A 19,751-nucleotide genomic window follows, 5' to 3' on the forward strand; every position below is an offset into this window, starting at 1 on the left:
CGAGGGCCATTGAAAGCACACATCCTCGCCCCCGCGACGTCATGGCCGGGCTTGTCCCGGCCATCCACGCCAGGACGCCGAGGCGGCTTAAGAAGTTTGGCCTGACGCCGAAGCTCCGGCGGCGCCCGCCGTGGGATGAATCCGTCGATAGCGGGCGCTTTCCTTCGGTTTCTCAGCTGCTTGGCGTGGATGGCCGGGACGAGCCCGGCCATGACGGCCACAGCGTCTCGCAATGTGTGAATCTGTTAGCCCTCGAGGGGAGTGTGTATCGCGGGCGCCGCCGCCGATGATTCGCAATCTCCTCTCCGTCGGCGGCTTCACGCTGCTCTCGCGCATCACGGGCTTTCTGCGCGATGTGATGCTGTCCGGCATTCTCGGCGCCGGGCTCGCGGCGGATGCTTTCTTCGTCGCCTTCAAGCTGCCCAATCATTTCCGCGCCATTTTCGGCGAAGGCGCCTTCAACGCCGCTTACGTCCCCTGCTATTCCAAGGCGCTCGAGCAGCAGGGAAAAGACTCGGCGAAAGAATTTTCGAGCGAGGTGTTCACGCTTCTGCTCGCCTCGCAGATCGTGCTGCTCGTTCTGATCTACGCATTCATGCCGCAATTTGTGGCGCTGCTCGCGCCGGGCTTCGACGATCGGCCGGAGAAATTCGAGCTCACCGTTTCGCTGACGCGCATCACCTTTCCCTATCTGCTGTGCATGACTCTGGTGACGCTGCATCAGGGCACGCTCAACGCCAATGGCCGCTTCGCCGCGCCCGCCTTCGCGCCCAATCTGCTCAATCTCTCCATGATGGCGGCGCTCGCGGTCGCCTTTCTATTTCCGAGCGCGGCCTATGCCGCCGCCTGGGGCGTGACCATTTCGGGCGTCTTGCAGCTCGCGCTGCTGATGGCCAACGCGCGCATGATCGGCGTGATGGAGGGCCTCGCGCGGCCGCATTGGACGCGCGTGCGCGAATTCTTCCTGATGCTGGGGCCGGCGGTGATCGGCTCGGCGAGTGGGCAGATCGCCATTTTCGCCGATACGATCATCGCCTCTATGCTGCCCGATGGCGGCGTCTCCTCGATCACTTACGCCGATCGCATCTATCAGCTGCCCAATGGCGTCATCGGCCTCGCGGCCGGCACTGTGCTGCTGCCGGAGATGAGCCGCCGCATCGCCGCCGGCGACGAGGACGGCGCCCATGCCGCGCAAAATCGCGTGATGGCGCTGACCATCGCGCTGGCCGCGCCTTTCTTCATCGCTTTCGTGACGATCCCCGAGCTCATCATGAGCGGCGTCTTCCTGCGCGGCGCCTTCACCCATGCCGACGCCGCCGCGGCGGCGGATGTGCTCGCGGCCTATGGCGGCGGGCTGATGGCGCTGGTGCTGATCGCCTCGGCGCGCGCGAGCTTTCAGGCGCATGGCGACACCAAGACGCCCATGTATGTCGCGCTCGGCGCCGTCGTGGTGAATGTGGGGCTGAAGATCGCGCTCTATGAGCCGATGGGCGCGCCGGGCCTCGCGACGGCGACCTCCGTCGGCCTCTGGATCAATTTAGCGGCGCTGATCGGCCTCGCGCTGCATCGCGGGGCGATGCGCTTCGACGAGACGTTTTTGCGTGTTTCGATCGCGAGCCTTTGCGCCAGCTTACCGCTGCTGGCGACCGCGCTCTATGGCTATGGGCCGGCGATGGCGCTGGCTGGGCGCCTCGGTCCCTTACGCGACATCGCCGCGCTGCTGCTGCTCGGCGCGGCGGGAGCGCTCGTCTATGGAAGCGTTCTCGCCGTCTGCCTGCGCGCCTTCGGTCTGCGCCTGTCGCAGCTGCGACGCAGACAACGCTAACTCGCTTCTGTCCACCGGCTGGACGCTCGGACGAGAGCCGTCTCACAAAAACTGCGACAGCCCCGGCACCGAATCGGTAATTTCCTTCAGCTTCTCCTTGCCGACTAGCCCCTCGGCGTGAGCGAAGAACTCCTTGGCGAGCGCCTGGCTCTGATCCATGGAGAGGCCGACGCTGGAGAGCCGTCCGGCGAGCGCCATCAGATCGCCCTTGGAGCCGCCAACGAGGCCGCCGAGCCCGCCCAGCAAGCCGCCGAGCAGCCCGCCATCCGCAGCCGGAGCCGCCTCGGCCGCGGCGATCGCCTCCTCGGCGCCGGGCAGCTTGGCGATGAGATCGGCGGCCGGACCGTCCGGGAATTCCTTGCGGAAGAAGCCGAGCACATGGCCGGCGGCGAGGCGCGCCGTCTCGGGCTCGACGCCGAGCGCTGTGGAAATGCGGGCGATCAATTCTTCCATGCTCGGCTCCTATTTTTAAAAAGCTCAGTCTCGACAATTACGCGGCGATTGCGACGAATTCGCAGCCGGCCTCACTCGGCGTCGAGGCCGTAGAGCGAATGCAGCGTGCGGACGGCGAGTTCTGTATAAGCGGCGTCGATCAGCACGGAGAATTTGATCTCCGATGTGGTGATGGCGCGAATATTGACGCCCTTGTCGGCGAGCGCCTTGAAGGCGCGGGCGGCGACGCCGGCATGGCTGCGCATGCCGATGCCGATCGCCGAGACCTTCGCCACATCCTTGGCGCCGGTGAGCCCGGCATAGCCGATCGAGGGCTTGGCCTTCTCGAGAATGGAGAGGCAGCGCTCATATTCGGCGGCCGGCACGGTGAAGGTCATGTCGGTCATGGTCGCGTCGGAGGCGACCTGCACGATCATGTCGACATTGACGCCGGCCTCGGCCAGCGGCACGAAGACGGCGGCCGCCACGCCCGGCTTGTCGGCGACGCGGCGAAGCGTGATCTGCGCCTCGTCGCGCGAGAAGGCGATGCCTGTCACGACCTGGGCTTCCACTATATCCTCCTCTTTGCAGATCAGCGTGCCGCTGTTGGGACGGGCCGGATCGTCGAAGGACGAGCGGACGAAGGTGCGGACCCCATGCACCATGGCCACCTCGACCGAGCGCACCTGCAGCACCTTGGCGCCGAGCGAGGCCATCTCCAGCATCTCCTCGAAGGCGATGCGCTCCATGCGCCGCGCCTTGGGAACGACGCGCGGATCGGTGGTGTAAACGCCGTCGACATCCGTATAAATGTCGCAGCGATCCGCCTCTATGGCGGCGGCGACGGCGACGGCGCTGGTGTCCGAGCCGCCGCGGCCGAGCGTGGTGATGCGGCCGCTCGGCTGGTGAACTCCCTGGAAGCCCGCGATGACGGCGACCTCGCCCCGATCGAAGCCGGCGCGCAAAGCGGAGCCGTCGATAGATTGGATGCGCGCCGAGCCATGGGCGTCGCTGGTCAGGATCGGGATTTGCCAGCCGAGCCAGGAGCGCGCCGGAAGACCGAGATTCTGCAAGGCGATGGCGAGCAAGCCGGCAGTCACCTGCTCGCCCGAGGCGACGACGGAATCATATTCGCGCTGATCGTGCAGAGCGGCGGCGTCCTTGCACCAGGCGACCAGCTCATTGGTCTTGCCGGACATGGCCGAGACCACGACAGCGACCTTATATCCCGCCTCCACCTCGCGCTTCACATGGAGCGCGACATTGCGGATGCGCTCCACATTGGCGACCGAGGTGCCGCCGAATTTCATCACCAGACGAGCCATGACCGACCTAGATTGGAAACACGGGCCCGGCTCGGGCGAGCCGGATGGCCGCTCGCATCCGACCAAAAGCGGGCGTATATGTGACGCCCCCGCCGCCGGTGTCAACGCCGCGGCGGGGTTCCGCGTGCTTCGAGACGCCCGCTACGCGGGCTCCTCGGCATGAGGAGCGCCACTGGTGAAGGGAGCAATCCTCTCCCTCATGCTGAGGAGGCTCCGAAGGAGCCGTCTCGAAGCACGAGGGAGAGCTCCAGATCGCGAGAGCGGCCGCCGAGGCCGAACAAAAGAGGACAAGCGTGCCGCAGCATCATGACCGCCCCCATTCCGCCAGCATCGACCCGAAAGACGTCGACCGTTTCGACCGGCTCGGCGAGCTGTGGTGGGACGCCTCGGGCAAGATGGGCATTTTGCACGACATCAACCCGGTTCGCGTCGACTACATCCGCGACCACGCATGCCGCCATTTCCGCACGGATGGTGCGCCGCGCGACCGTCATGACGCGCAACCGCTCGAAGGGCTGCGGCTCGTCGATATCGGCTGCGGCGGCGGCATATTGAGCGAATCCCTGGCTGAGCTGGGCGCGAAGGTGACAGCCGTCGATCCCGCGCCCAATAATATAGAGGTGGCGCGCCGCCATGCGGAACGCTCCGGCCTCGACATCGCCTATCGCAACAGCACCGCCGAGGCGCTGGCCGCGGAAGGCGCGCGCTTCGATATCGTCGTCGCCATGGAGGTGCTGGAGCATGTCGAAGGACAGAGCGACTTCATCGCGACGCTCGCCTCGCTGGTCGAGCCCGGCGGAATGCTGTTTCTCGCCACGATAGACCGCACGCTGAAGAGCTATGCGCTGGCAATTCTCGGCGCCGAATATGTGCTGGGCTGGGTGCCGCGCGGCACGCACAACCACGACAAATTCGTCCGGCCCGACGAATTATCCGCCTGGCTGCGCCGCGCCGGACTGCGCGAGATCGACCGCTCCGGCATGAGCTTCCAGCCGCTGACGCGCAGCTGGCGCAAGAGCCACGACACCGATGTGAATTACATGATGGCGGCGAAAAAGGACGGCTGACGTTCCGCGTCCGAGCGAGCCTCGGCGCGGATGACGCGCCAGGCAAGCCTGACGACAGCTCCGCGCGGCAGACTATGTCCCGTTTGTTTCGGGAGCATAGCCGCATGAGTCTGCATATTTCTCCGCCGTCGCCGCCGGACCTCATCGACACGCTCGGCGTCTGGCGCGCGCGCTTTCCTCGTTTCGCTGAAATGATGGACGCCGGCGAATCACCGGTCAAAGCATTGCGCTATCTCGGCCTCGGCCTCTGGCAGGAGGGCGATGTGACCGGCGCCGTCGCCGCTCTGACGACGGCGGCCTCGCTGACGCCCGAGGACGCCCATCTCCTCGCCGATCTCGGCGCTGTGCTCTGGCTCGACGGCCGCAAGGCCGACGCGCTGCAATGCTTCATCGCCTCGCTCGAGCGCGATCCGAGCCGGGTGCAGGTCTGGCTCACCGTCGCCAGCCTCTGCAACGAGATCGGCGAGACCGCCACCGCCGAGCATTCCTATCTCGCAGCGCTCGATCTCGACCCCGCCTGCGCCGAGGCGGCGACAGGGCTCGGCCTCATCTGCCTCGAGAGCCGCCGCTATGACGAGGCCGTCACGCTGCTGCGCGGCGCGCTGGATCGCGGCGTCGCCACGCCCGGCCTCTACGCCTGCTACGGCCAGACGCTCTATCTGATCGGCGAGTTCGCCGCCGCGCGCGCCGCTCTGGAACAGGCCGCCGCCGCTCTACCGGAGGAAGCCGCGATCGTCCGCAAATATGCGCTCGCCGCTTGCGTGGAAACGGCTTTGGAAGCCTCGCCCGAAGAAGCCTTCGCCGCCTACCGGCGCGCCGCCGGGCTTCACGCGGAGGAGGATGCGCGCATCGGCCGCACCGTCTTCCGCGCTCTCTGCGGCTTCGGCCATAAGGAGGCGGCGATTCGCTTCGGCGAGGCGCTGCTGCGCGCGGCGCCTGAGGATCAGATCATCCCTTTCCATCTCGACGCGCTACGCGGGACGCCGCGCGAGCGCGCCTCGCCGGCCTATATCGCCGCCTGCTTCGATCTCTATGCGCCGGACTTCGACCGTCATCTCACAGAGACGCTCGGCTATCGGCTGCCGGAGACATTGCAGCCGCTGCTGGCGGAAACCGCACGCAGCTTTCCGCGCATTCTCGACCTCGGATGCGGCACCGGCCTCGCGGCGCCCATGCTCGCCGGCTTCGGCGCGCAGATCGTCGGCGTCGACCTCTCCCCGCGCATGCTGGAAAAAGCGCGCGAGCGCGGGCTCTATGCGCAGCTCGTGGAACAGGACGCGCAAGCGTTCCTGGCCGACTGCGACGAGCGCTTCGATCTCGTCGTCGCGCTGGATTTGCTGATCTATCTCGGCGATCTCTCGGCGCTGTTCGACGGCGTGGCGGCGCATCTTGCGCCGGGCGGCGTCTTCGCGTTCAGCTTCGAGACCGGCGCCGGCGCGGATTACACGCTCGACCCCGCAGGCCGCTTCGCGCATGATCCGGCCTATATCGAGACGCTCTCGCAGAAGGACTTCTCCCCGCTCGTCTCGCGGGCGACGACGATCCGCATAGAGGCCAACCAGCCGGTCGATGGCCGGCTGGTCCTGCTGCGGCGGCGCGAAACTCTATAATTCGTCGAGCGCCGCCTTCGCCTGCTTCAGCAGCGCGTCGGCGGCGACGATCTTGTCCTTCTCGGGATCATGGGCGATCGCGTCGAAATCCTTGGCGAGCGCGGCGCTGAAGGCCAGCGCCGCGATCTTCTCGCGGGGATCGCTGGACCATTTGATAGCGATCTGCGCATCGCGGCCGCCGATCGCCGCGGCCAGTTCCGGCGACAGCGCCGCAGCGGTGTCGCGCTCCGAGAAGCGAATGTCGAAGCCGGCGTCCTCGCCGTCGTATGTGCAGGGCAGATAGCCCTCGACGGCGAAGGGCGCGTAGTCGTGATCCAGCGCGACGCCGATCTTGGCGGCGTCGATCGCCTTTTGATGAGCGGCGCGGTCCGGCAATTTGCCGCGCTCGATATAGAGAATGTGCCGTCTGGCCATGGAAACATCCCGTTTCGCGCGCGTCTTTCGCGCGCCCGCGCCAAGCAGGAAACATTCCAGCGATCGGCTTTCATCTGCGACGCCGCCACTGGTTCGCCACAGGCTCGGACGATAGAATTCACGCTATGATTCGCCCTTCTGTCCTCCCCCTCCTTCTCGCCGCCGGCCTCGGCCTCACTGTCGCGGCGCCGGCGCTCGCCAAAGAAAAGCCGGCGGCCGAGGATGCGGCCGCCGAAACCAAGGCCGATAAGAAGAAACCCGCCAAGTCGGAGGCAAAAAAGCCGGAGGCGAAAAAGGCCGAGCCCGCCAAGCCGGGCGAAGCAAAAAAGCCGGACGCCGCCAAAAAGCCCGCGGACGCGAAAAAAGCCGCCGAGGCGAAGAAGCCTGCGGACGCGAAAAAGGCCGCGGCCGCGGATGATTCCGAGGAGCCTGACGCCAAGCCCGCCAAGGACAAGAACGGCAAGCCCGCCAAAGGCGGCAAGGACCAGGCGAGCAAGGACAAGGACGCCAAAGCCGGCAAGGACAAGCCGGCCGAGAAGGAGAAGGCCGGCGCCAAGACGCCGACCGCCATCGGCTCCTATGGCGATTGGAACGCCATGACCGCGCATGGGCAGGGCAAGGACAAGACCTGCTATGCGCTCGCCGAGCCGAAGGATCGCCAGCCGGCGAAGCTGCAGCGCGACAAGGCCTATGTCTTCATCTCGACGCGGCCGGCCGAAGGCGTTCGCAATGAGGTGGCGATCATTCTGGGCTTCGCGGCCAAGGACGGCGGCGCCGCCAGCGCCGACATAGACGGCGACAATTTCGAGCTCGTGACCAAAGGCGCCAACGCCTGGGTGAAGAATCCGGCGAAGGAGAAAGAATTCGTCGAGGCTCTGAAGAACGGCTCCAAGCTCATCGTCAAGGCGCCTTCGGCCAAGGGCAATGCCACGACCGATACTTACTCGCTGAAGGGCCTCTCGGACGCGCTCGGCCGCGTGCAGAAGGAATGCCCGTAGAGGCGCGGAACGTCCCCTCTCCCGCGCAGCGGGCTATCGGATTCGCGCATCGCGAGACACTGCCGCCGTCATGGCCGGGCTTGTCCCGGCCATCCACGCCAAGCAGCTGAGAAAACGAAGGAAAGCGCCCACCATCGACGATCTCACGTCGTGCGCCGCCGGAGCTTCTGCATCACGCCAAACTTCTAAGACGATTCGGCGCGTTGGCGTGGATGGCCGGGACAAGCCCGGCCATGACGTCGCGGCGGCGAAGGTCGGCGAGAATCGCGCGACTCACTTCACGCCGACGACCATCGAATCCGGCCCGAGCAAATGCTCGACGCGCGTCTCGAAGAAGCCGGCCTCGCGCATCCAGCCCTGACAATCCGCGCCGGTGTAATCGAAGCCGCCGGGCGTCTCGATCAGCATATTGAGGCTCATCAGCAGGCCGAAGGCGTTGGTCTTGCGCTCGTCGTCGATCAGCGCCTCATAGACGATGAGCGCCCCGCCCTTCGGCAGCGCCTCATAGGCCTTCGCCAGCAGCAGGCGCTTCTCCTCGAGATTCCAATCGTGGAGAATATGCCCCATGACGATGACGTCGACCTTGGGCAGCGCATCCTTGAAGAAATCGCCCGGATAGAAGCGCAGCCGATCCGATAGGCCGTTCTGCGCGACGAAATCGTCGAACACCGGCTGCGCCTGCGGCAGATCGAAACCGCCGCCGGAAAGATGCGGATGCGCGCGCGCGACCGTGACGGGAACCATGCCCTGCGCGCAGCCGACATCGACGAAGCTCGCATAATCCTTCCACGGGAATTTCGCGGCGATCGCCTGCGCCGGACCGGCGCTTATGCCGCTCATCGCGGTGAGGAAGCCGCGCAGCTTTTGCGGATCGGCGTAGAGCGCGCCGAAGAAATCCCCCTCGGCGGCGTTCTCGCTCTGCGCCGCGCCGGTGCGCAACGCATCGGTGAGGCGGTTCCAGCTCGAGAACAAACGCAGATTGGACATTTCCAATATTTGCCCGACATAGCTCGGCTTGGCGCGATCGAGAAAGAGGTCGGTCTCCGCCGTGTTGCGATAGAGGCCGTTTTCGCGCTCGAGCATTCCGAGCGCCACCAGCGCATCGAAGAAATCGCGCGCCGAACGCTGATGCAGGCCGAGGCGGGCGCGCAGCGTTTCGGCGTCGGCCGGGCCTTCCGCCAGAACGGTGAACAGGCCGAGCTCGACCGCCGAGAGCAAGACTTTCGAGTTCCAAAAGGCGAAGCCGAGACCGAGGATTTTTTCCGGTGAGAGCTGGCTCATCTTTGTCCTCACAAACGAATCTCGCCGCGCGCATCTAAAATAGCGGCTCGTCTTACCATTTCGCGCGACGGCGGTCGACCGCGCCCCTACTGTCCCGTTCGCGTGAACCATTCCTCTTCGCTGATGACCTCGACGCCGAGCTCCTTGGCCTTGGCCAGCTTGGAGCCCGCGCCCGGCCCCGCCACGACGAGATCGGTCTTTTTCGACACGGAGCCGGAGATTTTCGCGCCGAAACGTTCGGCCTGCGCCTTGGCCTCATCGCGCGTCAGCCGCTCCAGCGCGCCGGTGAAGACCACCGTCTTGCCGGCGACGGGCGAGGCGCTCTCGATCTGCGGCATGGGCTCTAGCGTCACATGCGCGAGAAGCGCTTCGATCTCGTCCTCATTGTGTTTCTCGGCGAAGAAGTCATAGAGCGCCTCGGCGACGACGCCGCCAATGCCTTCGATCGTTTCGATACGCTCGCGCGCTTCGCTTCCCGGCGCGGCCTCGCGCGCAGTATCGCGAAGGCTGGCGAAATCGGCGAAATGCCGCGCGAGGCGCTTGGCGTTGGTCTCGCCGACATGGCGAATGCCGAGCGCGAACAGAAAGCGATTGATCGGCACGCTGCGCCGCGCGTCGATCGCGACGAAGAGATTGCGCACCGAGGTCTCGCCATAGCCCTCGCGATTCTCGAGCTTGGTGAGGCTCGCTCGGTTTCGTTCGGCCAAAGTGAAGATTTCGGAGGCCGTGCGAATAAGGCCTTCCTCGAAGAAAGCCTCGATCTGCCTGTCGCCGAGCCCTTCTATGTCCATGGCGTTGCGCGAGGCGAAATGCTTCAGCCGCTCGATCGCCTGCGCCGGACAAACCAGCGAGCCGGTGCAGCGGCGCACGACATCTGCCTCGCCGGTCTTCTCATCGATCTCGCGCACCGCGGCCGAGCCACAGGCCGGGCAGACATGCGGAAACTCATAAGGCTTCGTCCCCTCCGGCCGCTTGTCGAGAACGACCTCCACGATCTGCGGAATGACGTCGCCGGCGCGCTGCACGACGACCGTGTCGCCGACGCGAATATCCTTGCGCGCGATCTCGTCCTCATTGTGCAGCGTGGCGTTGGAGACGACGACGCCGCCGACCGTCACCGGCTCCAGCCGCGCGATCGGCGTCAACGCGCCGGTGCGGCCGACATTTATGTCTATGCCGCGCACGATGGTCTTGGCCTGCTCGGCGGGAAATTTATGCGCCACCGCCCAGCGCGGCGCGCGCGAGACGAATCCGAGACGGATTTGCAGGCCAATGTCATCCACCTTGTAGACGACTCCGTCTATGTCATAGCCGAGCGTGGCGCGGCGCGCTTCTATGTCGCGGAAATGCGCGAGCATCTCCTCGGCGCTGACGCAAATTTTGGTGAGCGGATTGGTCGGCAGGCCGAAGCTCGCCAGCGCCTGCACCATGCCATATTGCGTGTCGGACGGCATGACGCTCACCTCGCCCCAACTATAGGCGAAGAAGCGCAAAGGCCGGCTCGCCGTCACTTTGGGATCGAGCTGGCGCAGCGAGCCCGCGGCGGAATTGCGCGGATTGGCGAAGAGCGGCTTATTCGCCGCCGCCTGCCGCTCATTGAGCGCGAAGAAATCCTCGCGCCGCATATAGACCTCGCCGCGCGCCTCCAGCACATCCGGCCAGCTCTCGCCATGCAGGCGCTGCGGAATTTCTTCGAGCGTGCGGATGTTGGCGGTGATGTCCTCGCCCTCATAGCCATCGCCGCGCGTCGCGGCATAGACGAGCGCGCCTTTCTCATAGCGCAGCGAGCAGGAGAGGCCGTCGATTTTCGGCTCGGCGGTAAAGAAGAGCGGCGCCTCGTCGGAAAAGCCCAGAAAGCGCCGCACGCGCGCGACGAATTCATGGACCTCCTCCTCCGCGAAGACGTTGCCGAGCGAGAGCATCGGCACGACATGTTTTATTTTCGCGAATTTCTCCGCCGGCGCCGAGCCGACCTTCTTGGTCAGCGAAACGTCGGACGAAAGCTCGGGAAAGGCTTTTTCCAAAGCCTCATAGCGCTGGCGCAGCGCGTCATAGTCGGCGTCGCTGACCGCGGGGGAGTCTTCCTGATAATAGCGGCGGTCATATTCGGCGAGCTCTTCCGCGAGCCGCGAATATTCGAGCTTCGCCCGCCGCGGCGAGAGATCTTCGATCGGCGTCAGCGGTCTTGGTCCGCGCTTGCGGGAAGGAGCGTCATCAGAGGCCATGACAACATCCGAGCATCAAAAACCAGCGCGCGCCCCTTCTCCCACTTGTGGGAGAAGGTGGCCCTCGCGTCAGCGAGGGTCGGATGAGGGCTCGCGCCGATCTCGCCGTTTACGATTATTTGCGCGATGACGCAAAGCGTATGGATATTCGAAAGGACCCTCATCCGACCCGACTTCGTCGGGCCACCTTCTCCCCGAGTGGGAGAAGGAGAGTCCCAGCCCTACGCCGCCTCGGGCGCCGCGCCCACCAGCCTTCGCGCCTCCATCGGGCTGATCGGGCGGCCGAAGGCATAGCCCTGCGCATAGGCGCAGCCGAGCTGATAGAGCTCGATAGCGTCCGATTCCGTCTCGGCGCCCTCGGCGACGACATCCATGCCGAGATCATGCGCCAGCGAGATGAGCGAGCGCAGAATCACCGCGCGCGAGCCCTTGCCGGTCTGGCGCGTGAAGGAGCGGCCGATCTTGATCGTGTCGAAGGGGAAGCTCTGCAGATAGGCGAGCGAGGAATAGCCGGAGCCGAAATCGCTCATCGCGAGGCCGGCGCCCAGCTCCTTGATGCGGCCCAGCATTTGCGCGGCATATTCGGGATTTTCCATCACCAGCCCCTCGCCGAGCGCGAGCTTGAGGCTGCCTTTGACGATGTCGTTGCGCATCAGCACGCTCTTCACATCGCGCAAGAGATCGTGCCGCAGCAATTGCCGCGAGCCGATATTGACGCAGGCGAAGATCGGCGGATCGACGGCGAGCGCGCGCTGCCAGGCGGCCAGCTCGCGGGCCGTGCGCTCCAGCGCCAAAAGGCCGAAATCGACGACGAGGCCGGTCTGCTCGGCGACCTGGCCGAACTCGCTCGGATCGAGCTGGCCGAGGCGCGGATGGTCCCAGCGCAGAAGCGCCTCGAAGCCGGCGATGGTGCGATCCTCGAGCCGCACCACGGGCTGGAAGAACACCTTGATCTCGCCGCGCTCCAGCGCGCGGCGCAGATCGGCCTCAAGGGTCAACCGATCGGAGCGTTGCGCGCGCATCGCCGGGCGGAACACCTCTATGCGATTGCCGCCGAGCTTTTTGGCGTGGCGCAGCGCGATCTCGGCGTCCTCCAGCATTTCGTGGCGGTCGGGATGCAATTCCTTGTCGAAGAGCGCCACGCCGATCGACACCGACAGCGAAATCTCGCGATCGGTGAAGCGCACCGGCGTCGCCAGCGTGCGCCGCACCGAATCGGCGAGCGTGATCACATGGTCGACGTCGGTCTCGGAGACGAGGATGATGGCGAAACGATCGCCGTCGAGCCGCGCCAGAGTGTCCTGCTGCTGCAAGAGCCGGGTCAGTCGATGGGCGATGGTGAGCAGGATCGAATCGCCGGTGGCGACGCCCACCTGCTCGTTGATCTGGCGGAAACGGTCGATATCGACGGCGAGCACGGTCGGACGCAGCCCAGCCTCAAGACCGGCGAAGACCAGCGCCACCTCCAGCCGGTCGAAAAACAGCTCGCGATTCGGCAGGCCGGTCAGATTGTCGTGGACGGCGTCATGCAGCAGCCGCTCACGGGCGTTGCGCTCGTCGGTGACGTCGATGAGCGTGCCGACGACGCGGATGACCTCGCCGTCCGGCCCGATGACCGGCCGCGCCCTCAGCCGGTAGCAGAAATAATGGCCGTCGGCGGCGCGCAGCCGGAATTCCTGATTAATGCGCCCGCGCCGCTGCTCGAGCAGCGCGTCCAGGCAGGCGCGATAGCGGTCGTGCTCGAAAGGATGCAGCAGAGCGAGCCAGGAGGAGGCCGCCCCCTCGAGCCCGCCACGGTCGAGGCCTAGCTGCTCCTCCACCTCCGGGCTCACATAGATGTAATCGGCCGGCACGTCCCAGTCGAAGACGATCTCATTGGCGCCGGTCAGCGCCAGCGCCTTGCGTTCCGTGTCGGAGATCGCGCCATGGGCGAGGCCGCCGCTGGCGAAGGCATTTTGCATAACGGTGAAGCCGATCAGCATGACGATCAGCACCAGGCCGCCGACCAGCGCCGGCGAGACCAGATCATTGGTCAGCCAGCCGGCCACGGTGAAGCCCGCCGCGCAGACCCAGAGCAGCAGCAGAAACCATGTCGGAATCAGCATGATGGCGCGGTCGAAGCCATGCGTCGCCAAATACAGGACCAGCACGAAGCCGACGGCCGAGACGGTTGCCAGCGAGATGCGGGCGACGCCCGCGGCCACTGGCGCGTCGAAAATGGCGAGGCCGACGAGATCGGCGAGAATCAGCAGCCAGAGCGCCGCCACATGCCAGGCGCGCACATGCCAGCGGTTGAGGTTGAGATAGGCGAAGAGAAACACCACCAAGGTCGCCGACAGCACCGTCTCGGCGCCGGCGCGCCAAATGCGGTCGGCGTTGGGATCGACGCCGAAAATCTTGGCCCAAAAGCCGAAATCGATGCAGACATAGGCCAGCACCGACCAGGCGAGCGCTGCCGCCGCCGGGAAGATCACCGCGCCTTTGACGACGAAGACGATGGTCAGGAACAGCGCCAGCAGGCCGGCGATGCCGATGACGATGCCCTTATAGAGGGTGAGGCTCGTCACCTTGTCCTTGTAGGAGTCCGGCTCCCACAGATAGAGCTGCGGCAGATTGGGCGTGCGCAGCTCGGCGACATAGGTGATCGTCGTGCCGGGATCGAGGGTCAGGCGAAAAACATCGGCGTCCCCGCTTTCCTCATGCTCCGGCGGGAACCCTTGGCTCGCGGTGATCGCCGAAATGCGCGTCGCGCCGAGATCCGGCCAGATCACTCCCGACCCCTGAAGGCGGAAATGCGGGGCGACGATCAGACGCTCCAGCTGCTCGTCCGTATCATTTGTGAGCGCAAAGACGATCCAGCTCGGGCGGGTGCCTGCTTCCTTGGCGCCCACTTCGATGCGTCGGATGATTCCATCGGAGCCGGGGGCGGTCGACACCTGCAGTCGGTCGCCCTCGGAGGAATATTTCTCGACCGCATGGGTGAGGTCGATGGCGGCGGCGTCCTGCGGCACGCGCACGGAATCGATGGCGAGCGCCCGCGACCCGCAAAGGACGAGAAACATTAGGGCGATCAGATATCTGGATAGCGGCACGAATCTCGTCTCTGGCGCGCAGGCCCAAAAAGTCCGATTGTCGCGGGGCGGACCGGTCGGCTTTCGGATTTCTTCTTGTCTGAATTTTGACTGGTACCGGCTAAGTCGTCGCTCTGCAAGCCGGTATGGTCTTTGCGTGTCGCGGGCGGCCGAGCGGCCGCGCTTGCGGAGGCCGGACGGGGCCAATATACGCTGAAACAGGAACAGGGCAGAAATTTAGAAGTTCTCTAGATTTGGGAGATGCGTCCGCGCAGAGCCCTCGTCTGGCGACTACAGCCTGTCGAAAACTAAGGAAACTGGATGCGTAGCGCTCTCGGCGGACCCCGCTTGCTGCTCCGCCGGCTTCGCGAGGTCATGGCGGAGCCGGTGAGCGCGCAGGCGCGGCTCGACAAGATCGTCGTGCTCATCGCGTCCAATATGGTGGCGGAAGTCTGCTCGGTCTATGTGCTGCGCGCCGATCAGCGGCTCGAGCTCTATGCGACCGAAGGCCTCAATCGCGAGGCGGTGCATCTCACCACAATGCACGCCGGCGAGGGCCTCGTCGGCCTCATCGCCAAAAGCGCCGAGCCTCTGAACCTCTCCGAGGCGCAAGAGCACCCCTCCTTCTCCTACAAGCCGGAGACGGGCGAGGAGATCTACCACTCCTTCCTCGGCGTGCCGATATTGCGCGGCGGCAACACGCTCGGCGTGCTCGTCGTGCAGAACCGCGTGCGGCGCATCTATTCCGAGGAGGAGATAGAGGCGCTGCAGACGACGGCGATGCTGGTCGCCGAGATGATCGCCTCGGGCGAGCTGCGCTCCATCGCCAAGACGCCGGAGAGCTTCGCGCTCGACCGCCCGGTGGCGGTGAAGGGCGCGCCCATGTGCGAGGGCGTCGGGCTCGGCTACGCCGTGCTGCACGAGCCCCGCGTCGTGGTGAAGCAGCTCATCGCCGAGGATATCGCCGCGGAGGTCCAGCGCGTCGATGCGGCGATAGAGGCGATGCGCCTCTCCATCGATGAATTGGTCGCCCATGGCGACCGCATGGGCGCCGGCGAGCATCGCGAGGTGCTGGAGGCGGTGCGCATCTTCGCCAATGACCGCGGCTGGGTGCGGCGCCTGCACGAGGCCGTGCTGAGCGGCCTGACGGCCGAGGCCGCGGTGGAGCGCGTGCAGAACGACGCCCGCGCCAAGCTGCAACGCCAGACCGACCCCTATCTGCGCGATCGGCTCCACGATCTCGACGATCTCGCCAATCGGCTGCTGCATCAGCTCACCGGGCAGAGCTATGTCGCCGAGCGCGAATCGATCCCCGAGAACGCCATTCTCATCGCCCGCAACATGGGGCCGGCCGCGCTGCTCGACTACGACCGCTCGCGGCTGCGCGGCCTCGTGCTCGAGGAAGGCGGCCCGGCGAGCCATGTCGGCATCGTCGCCCGCGCGCTCGGCATCGCCACGGTCGGCCTCGCCGCCAATGTGACCGATCTCGTCGAGGCGGGCGACGCCGTCATCGTGGACGGCGTGACCGGCGACGTCCACATCCGCCCGCCGCCGGATGTGCAGACCGCCTATGGCGAGAAGGCGCGGCTGCGCGCCCGCCGTATGGAGCAATACGCCAAGCTGCGCGACGTGCCCGCCGTCACCAAGGACGGCGTCGAGATCGCGCTGCATATGAATGCCGGGCTCATCGTCGACGTGCCGCATCTGCACGAGACCGGCGCGCGCTCCATCGGCCTGTTCCGCACCGAGCTGCAATTCATGCTGGCGCCACGCTTCCCGCGCATGAACGAGCAGTTCCTGCTCTATAAGGCGGTATTCGACGCCGTGCAGGACCGCCCCGTGACCTTCCGCACGCTCGACATCGGCAGCGATAAAATCCTGCCCTATATGGCGACGATCGAGGAGGAGAATCCCGCGCTCGGCTGGCGCGCCATCCGCATCGGCCTTGATCGGCCGGGCCTGTTGCGGATGCAGATCCGCGCCATGCTGAAAGCGGCCGGCGGACGCGACGTGCGCATCATGTTTCCGATGATCGCCAATGTCGCGGAATTCGAGGCGGCCAAAGCGATCGCGCATCGCGAGCTCGCGCATCTCCAGCGCCACGGCCATATGCCGCCGACCGATGTGCAGCTCGGCGCCATGGTCGAGGTGCCCTCGCTGCTGTGGGAGCTGGACAGCATCGCCGCGCGCGCCGATTTTCTGTCGGTCGGCTCCAATGATCTCGTGCAATATATGTATGCGGCCGATCGCGACAACACGCGCGTCTCCAAGCGCTACGACACGCTCTCCACCCCCGTGCTGCGCGCGTTGGAGCGCATCGCCGCCGCGGGCAAGCGCGCCGGCAAGACGGTGACGCTCTGCGGCGAGATGGGCGGCCGTCCGCTGGAGGCGCTGGCGCTGCTCGCGCTCGGCTATCGCTCGCTGTCCATGTCGCCGTCGTCGATCGGACCGGTGAAGGCGATGATTCTCGCCGTCAATCTCGACGAGGCGGAGGTTTTCCTGGCCTCGCTGCTCGCCAGGGAGGACGGCGCGCCGAGCCTGCGCGAGACTTTGCGCGAATTCGCCGCCGCACGCGATATTCCGGTTTGAGCATGCGCCAAAACGCGAAAGCTGGCCGGGAGAGGCGTTTCCACCTCCCCCTCGAGGGGGGAGGTCGAGCGCCGAAGGCGATCGGGAGGGGGTGTTTCCGCCGAGTCTTTCGCGGGGAACCCCACCCCGGATGGCTTCGCCATCCGACCCTCCCGAGGGTGAACGCGTCGATTTCGGCAATCGCCGCGAAAGACCGGGGCCGCTAGCGACGCTCGCGCCTCGCTCCACGCCATCCCCTACCCTCTCGCTCGGCAAGCCCCATGTTCGCCCAAGACAAGCTCGACCTCATTCTGCGTCGTCACGAGGAGATCGCCGACAGGCTCAGCTCGGGGCCGGACGCGGCGAGCTTCGTCGCGCTGTCTCGCGAGCTCGCCATGCTCGACGATGTCGTCGCCAAGATCAAAATCTATCGCGCGACGCAGGCCGAGATCGCCGGCGCGGGCGAGATGCTCGCCGATCCGGCGATCGATCCCGATATGCGCGCCTTCGTCGAAGGCGAGCTCGATGTCGCGCAGGAAGCGCTGACCAGCGCCGAGCAAGAGCTGAAGCTCGCTTTGCTGCCGAAAGACTCCGCCGACGAGAAGGGCGTCATTCTCGAGGTGCGCGCCGGAACCGGCGGCGACGAGGCCTCGCTCTTCGCCGGCGATCTCTTCCGCGCCTATCAGCGCTACGCCGCCGTCAAGGGCTGGAGCGTCGAGATTCTCTCCGCCAGCGACGGCGCGCTCGGCGGCTATAAGGAGATCGTGGCCGAGATCGCCGGCCGCGGCGTCTATGCGAAATTGAAGTTCGAATCCGGCGTGCATCGCGTGCAGCGCGTGCCGGCGACGGAGACGCAGGGGCGCATTCACACATCCGCAGCGACGGTCGCCGTGCTGCCGCAGGCGGAGGATGTCGATATCGCCATAGACGACAAGGATCTCAACATAGAGACGATGCGCTCGGGCGGCGCCGGCGGCCAGCATGTCAACAAGACCGAATCGGCGATCCGCATCACGCATATTCCATCCGGCATCGTCGTGATGATGCAGGAGGAGCGCTCGCAGCATCGCAACAAGGCCAAGGCGATGGAGGTGCTGCGCTCGCGCCTCTATGACGCCGAGCGCCACCGCCTCGACAGCGCGCGCTCCGCCGATCGCAAGGCGCAGGTCGGCTCGGGCGATCGTTCGGAGCGCATCCGCACCTATAATTTTCCGCAAGGCCGCGTCACCGACCATCGCATCAATCTCACACTCTACAAGCTCGATCGCGTGATGGAAGGCGAGATGGACGAGATTTTCGACGCGCTGACGACGGATCATCAGGCCAAGCTGCTCGCGCAGAGCGAGGAGTGAACCGCTCGGTGCGAAGGCGCACATCCATGGCGCTCGGCGCTTCGTAAGTTCGGGACGTTCACGAGACGCGTGAACGACACCGAGCCACGGAGCGCAAGATGACCAAAAAATTCCTCACCGCCGGCCTGCTGGCCGCCACCATCGCCGCCTCGAACTTCACCGCTTCCACCGCCCAGGCGGACCCCTATTGGCATCACGGTCATCACGGCCACTACTGGGGCGGCGTCGCCGCCGCGGGCGCGCTGACCGCTCTGACGCTCGGCGCCATCGCCGCCTCCGAGGCGCCCAGCAATTGCTACATCGCCCGCCGTCCGGTGACCGATGATTGGGGCAATGTCCTCTATTTTCGCCGCATGCGCGTCTGCGAGTGAGCCAGCGCGGATGAATGAGTCCGAAAAGGCGCGGCCCTTCGATCTCGAAGCGGCTGCGCCTATCGTTCGATCGGAGAGCGCTACCGCGCCCTCTCCCCCGCCCGCTCGTTCAAGCGGCGATAGAGCGTGCTGCGATGCACGCCGAGCACGCGAGCGGCCTTGCTGAAATTGCCGTCGCAGGCGTCGAGCGCCGCGCGCATCGCCGAAAGCTCGGCGTCGCGCAGCCTATGCTCCGCGAGCCGCGCCGAGGGCGGCTCGAAGCAGATGTCCTGCAGCTCCCAGGGACAATCGGTCGGCCGCGCGCGGCAGGCGCCGGGCGTGTTGGCGAGGCCGTAATAGCGCCTTCCGTCGGTCCCGATGATCTCCCCCATTTGCGGCCCGGATCGCAGCGGCTCGAACAGCTCCTCCAATCGCGCCACATCGAGCGCGCACCAATCGCGCTGCACGAAGGAGAGGCCGCGGCGATTGGCGGCGATGAGGCGCTTGTCGTCGTCGAAGGCGAGCAGCCCTTCGCGCGGCGCGCCGACGACGGCCGGGTCGGTGTGGAAGCGCAGCAAGGTGGCCGCCGCGAAAGCGCCGCCGCCGAAGAAGCGATGCTCGATCTGCTCCACGGCGAAGCGCACGAGCCCTAGCGCATGCACGCGATGCACGGCGGCGTGAGCGGCGAGCGCCAGCGCGCCGACGACGACGCCGCGCGGATCGACGATGGGCGCCGCCGCGCCGCTCAAAATATTATGGCTCTCGTAGAAATGCTCGCCGCCATGCACGGCCGTGGCCCGCCGCTCGGCCAGCGCCGCGCCTATGGCGTTGGTGCCGGCGGCGGCCTCGCTCCAATGCGCGCCGGGCTTGAGCGCGATTTGCGCCGCATAGCCGGCGAAGCCGATATCGCCTATGGCGTCGACCACCATGCCCTGCGCATCGGCGAGAATGACGATCGCGCCCGTCTCATGCGCCTCGGCGTTCAGCGCGTCGAGCTCGGGCCGACACAAGCGACGAAGCCGCTCGTGCCGCGCGAGAAACGTCTGCAGCTCGCTCCGCTCGAGCGGCGCGACGCGCGGCGGCCGGGCGGCGTCGAGGCCGAGCTCGGCGCAGCGCAGCCAGGAGCGCAGGATCGGCTGTTTCAGCTCGACTGTCGGCAGCTCGCCGCGGCCGAAGAATTTATCACGCGCCGCCTCCGTCAGGCTGGCGGAATAGAGGGGCATTTGAGACGCC

14 protein-coding genes are annotated in these 19,751 nt (G+C 66.1%); 7 read left to right on the forward strand and 7 right to left on the reverse strand.

What is annotated here, in order from left to right:
- Positions 1–286: 286 nt before the first annotated feature.
- Positions 287–1,825 (forward strand): murein biosynthesis integral membrane protein MurJ, encoded by a 1,539-nt coding sequence (gene murJ / locus METLW3_RS0113685; protein ID WP_024880457.1) that lies wholly within the window; start codon positions 287–289, stop codon positions 1,823–1,825.
- Between the two features lie 42 nt (positions 1,826–1,867).
- Here the strand turns inward: murJ and METLW3_RS0113690 are convergent, their stop codons facing one another.
- Both METLW3_RS0113690 and METLW3_RS0113695 read right to left on the reverse strand, forming a co-directional pair.
- A complete protein-coding gene (locus tag METLW3_RS0113690; protein ID WP_024880458.1) occupies positions 1,868–2,278 on the reverse strand; it encodes a DUF2267 domain-containing protein in 411 nt (136 codons plus the stop codon).
- A gap of 71 nt (positions 2,279–2,349) precedes the next feature.
- Positions 2,350–3,582 (reverse strand): aspartate kinase, encoded by a 1,233-nt coding sequence (locus METLW3_RS0113695; protein ID WP_024880459.1) that lies wholly within the window; start codon positions 3,580–3,582, stop codon positions 2,350–2,352.
- A 293-nt stretch (positions 3,583–3,875) separates the two neighbouring features.
- Here METLW3_RS0113695 and ubiG point away from each other — a divergent pair, with 293 nt between their 5' ends.
- Together ubiG and METLW3_RS0113705 are read left to right on the forward strand one after the other, a co-directional pair.
- Positions 3,876–4,649 (forward strand): bifunctional 2-polyprenyl-6-hydroxyphenol methylase/3-demethylubiquinol 3-O-methyltransferase UbiG, encoded by a 774-nt coding sequence (gene ubiG, locus METLW3_RS0113700; RefSeq protein WP_024880460.1) that lies wholly within the window; start codon positions 3,876–3,878, stop codon positions 4,647–4,649.
- Between the two features lie 104 nt (positions 4,650–4,753).
- Positions 4,754–6,259 carry a methyltransferase domain-containing protein gene (locus METLW3_RS0113705; RefSeq protein ID WP_024880461.1) on the forward strand — a complete coding sequence of 502 codons (1,506 nt, stop codon included), beginning with the start codon at positions 4,754–4,756 and terminating at the stop codon, positions 6,257–6,259.
- Here METLW3_RS0113705 and METLW3_RS0113710 read toward each other — a convergent pair.
- A complete protein-coding gene (locus METLW3_RS0113710) occupies positions 6,254–6,673 on the reverse strand; it encodes a hypothetical protein (protein WP_024880462.1) in 420 nt (139 codons plus the stop codon). The two genes, METLW3_RS0113705 and METLW3_RS0113710, sit on opposite strands and share 6 nt — an antisense overlap.
- 125 nt (positions 6,674–6,798) lie before the next feature.
- On the opposite strand from METLW3_RS0113710, the gene METLW3_RS0113715 reads away from it, so the two are divergent.
- Positions 6,799–7,671, forward strand: coding sequence for an invasion associated locus B family protein (locus tag METLW3_RS0113715; protein ID WP_024880463.1), 873 nt, complete (start codon positions 6,799–6,801; stop codon positions 7,669–7,671).
- A gap of 273 nt (positions 7,672–7,944) precedes the next feature.
- Here the strand turns inward: METLW3_RS0113715 and METLW3_RS0113720 are convergent, their stop codons facing one another.
- From METLW3_RS0113720 to METLW3_RS0113730, 3 genes are all read right to left on the reverse strand, one after another.
- The gene (locus METLW3_RS0113720) at positions 7,945–8,952 is read right to left on the reverse strand and encodes a methyltransferase (RefSeq protein WP_024880464.1); all 1,008 of its coding nucleotides are present in this window, start codon (positions 8,950–8,952) and stop codon (positions 7,945–7,947) included.
- 86 nt (positions 8,953–9,038) lie between these two features.
- Positions 9,039–11,177 carry an NAD-dependent DNA ligase LigA gene (ligA, locus tag METLW3_RS0113725; protein ID WP_051465427.1) on the reverse strand — a complete coding sequence of 713 codons (2,139 nt, stop codon included), beginning with the start codon at positions 11,175–11,177 and terminating at the stop codon, positions 9,039–9,041.
- A 221-nt stretch (positions 11,178–11,398) separates the two neighbouring features.
- On the reverse strand, positions 11,399–14,239 hold the full coding sequence (locus tag METLW3_RS0113730; RefSeq protein ID WP_051465428.1) for a sensor domain-containing phosphodiesterase: 2,841 nt from the start codon (positions 14,237–14,239) through the stop codon (positions 11,399–11,401).
- A gap of 330 nt (positions 14,240–14,569) precedes the next feature.
- Here METLW3_RS0113730 and ptsP point away from each other — a divergent pair, with 330 nt between their 5' ends.
- From ptsP to METLW3_RS0113745, 3 genes are all read left to right on the forward strand, one after another.
- A complete protein-coding gene (gene ptsP / locus METLW3_RS0113735) occupies positions 14,570–16,837 on the forward strand; it encodes a phosphoenolpyruvate--protein phosphotransferase (RefSeq protein ID WP_024880467.1) in 2,268 nt (755 codons plus the stop codon).
- Between the two features lie 260 nt (positions 16,838–17,097).
- The gene (gene prfA / locus METLW3_RS0113740) at positions 17,098–18,168 is read left to right on the forward strand and encodes a peptide chain release factor 1 (RefSeq protein WP_024880468.1); all 1,071 of its coding nucleotides are present in this window, start codon (positions 17,098–17,100) and stop codon (positions 18,166–18,168) included.
- 98 nt (positions 18,169–18,266) lie between these two features.
- Positions 18,267–18,539, forward strand: a complete 273-nt coding sequence (locus METLW3_RS0113745) for a hypothetical protein (protein WP_024880469.1) — start codon at positions 18,267–18,269, stop codon at positions 18,537–18,539.
- An 80-nt stretch (positions 18,540–18,619) separates the two neighbouring features.
- Here METLW3_RS0113745 and METLW3_RS0113750 read toward each other — a convergent pair whose 3' ends face one another.
- On the reverse strand, positions 18,620–19,741 hold the full coding sequence (locus tag METLW3_RS0113750; protein ID WP_024880470.1) for a helix-turn-helix domain-containing protein: 1,122 nt from the start codon (positions 19,739–19,741) through the stop codon (positions 18,620–18,622).
- Between the last annotated feature and the right edge of the window lie 10 nt (positions 19,742–19,751).

The organism is Methylosinus sp. LW3, from assembly GCF_000527115.1.
Classification (GTDB): Bacteria; Pseudomonadota; Alphaproteobacteria; order Rhizobiales; family Beijerinckiaceae; genus Methylosinus.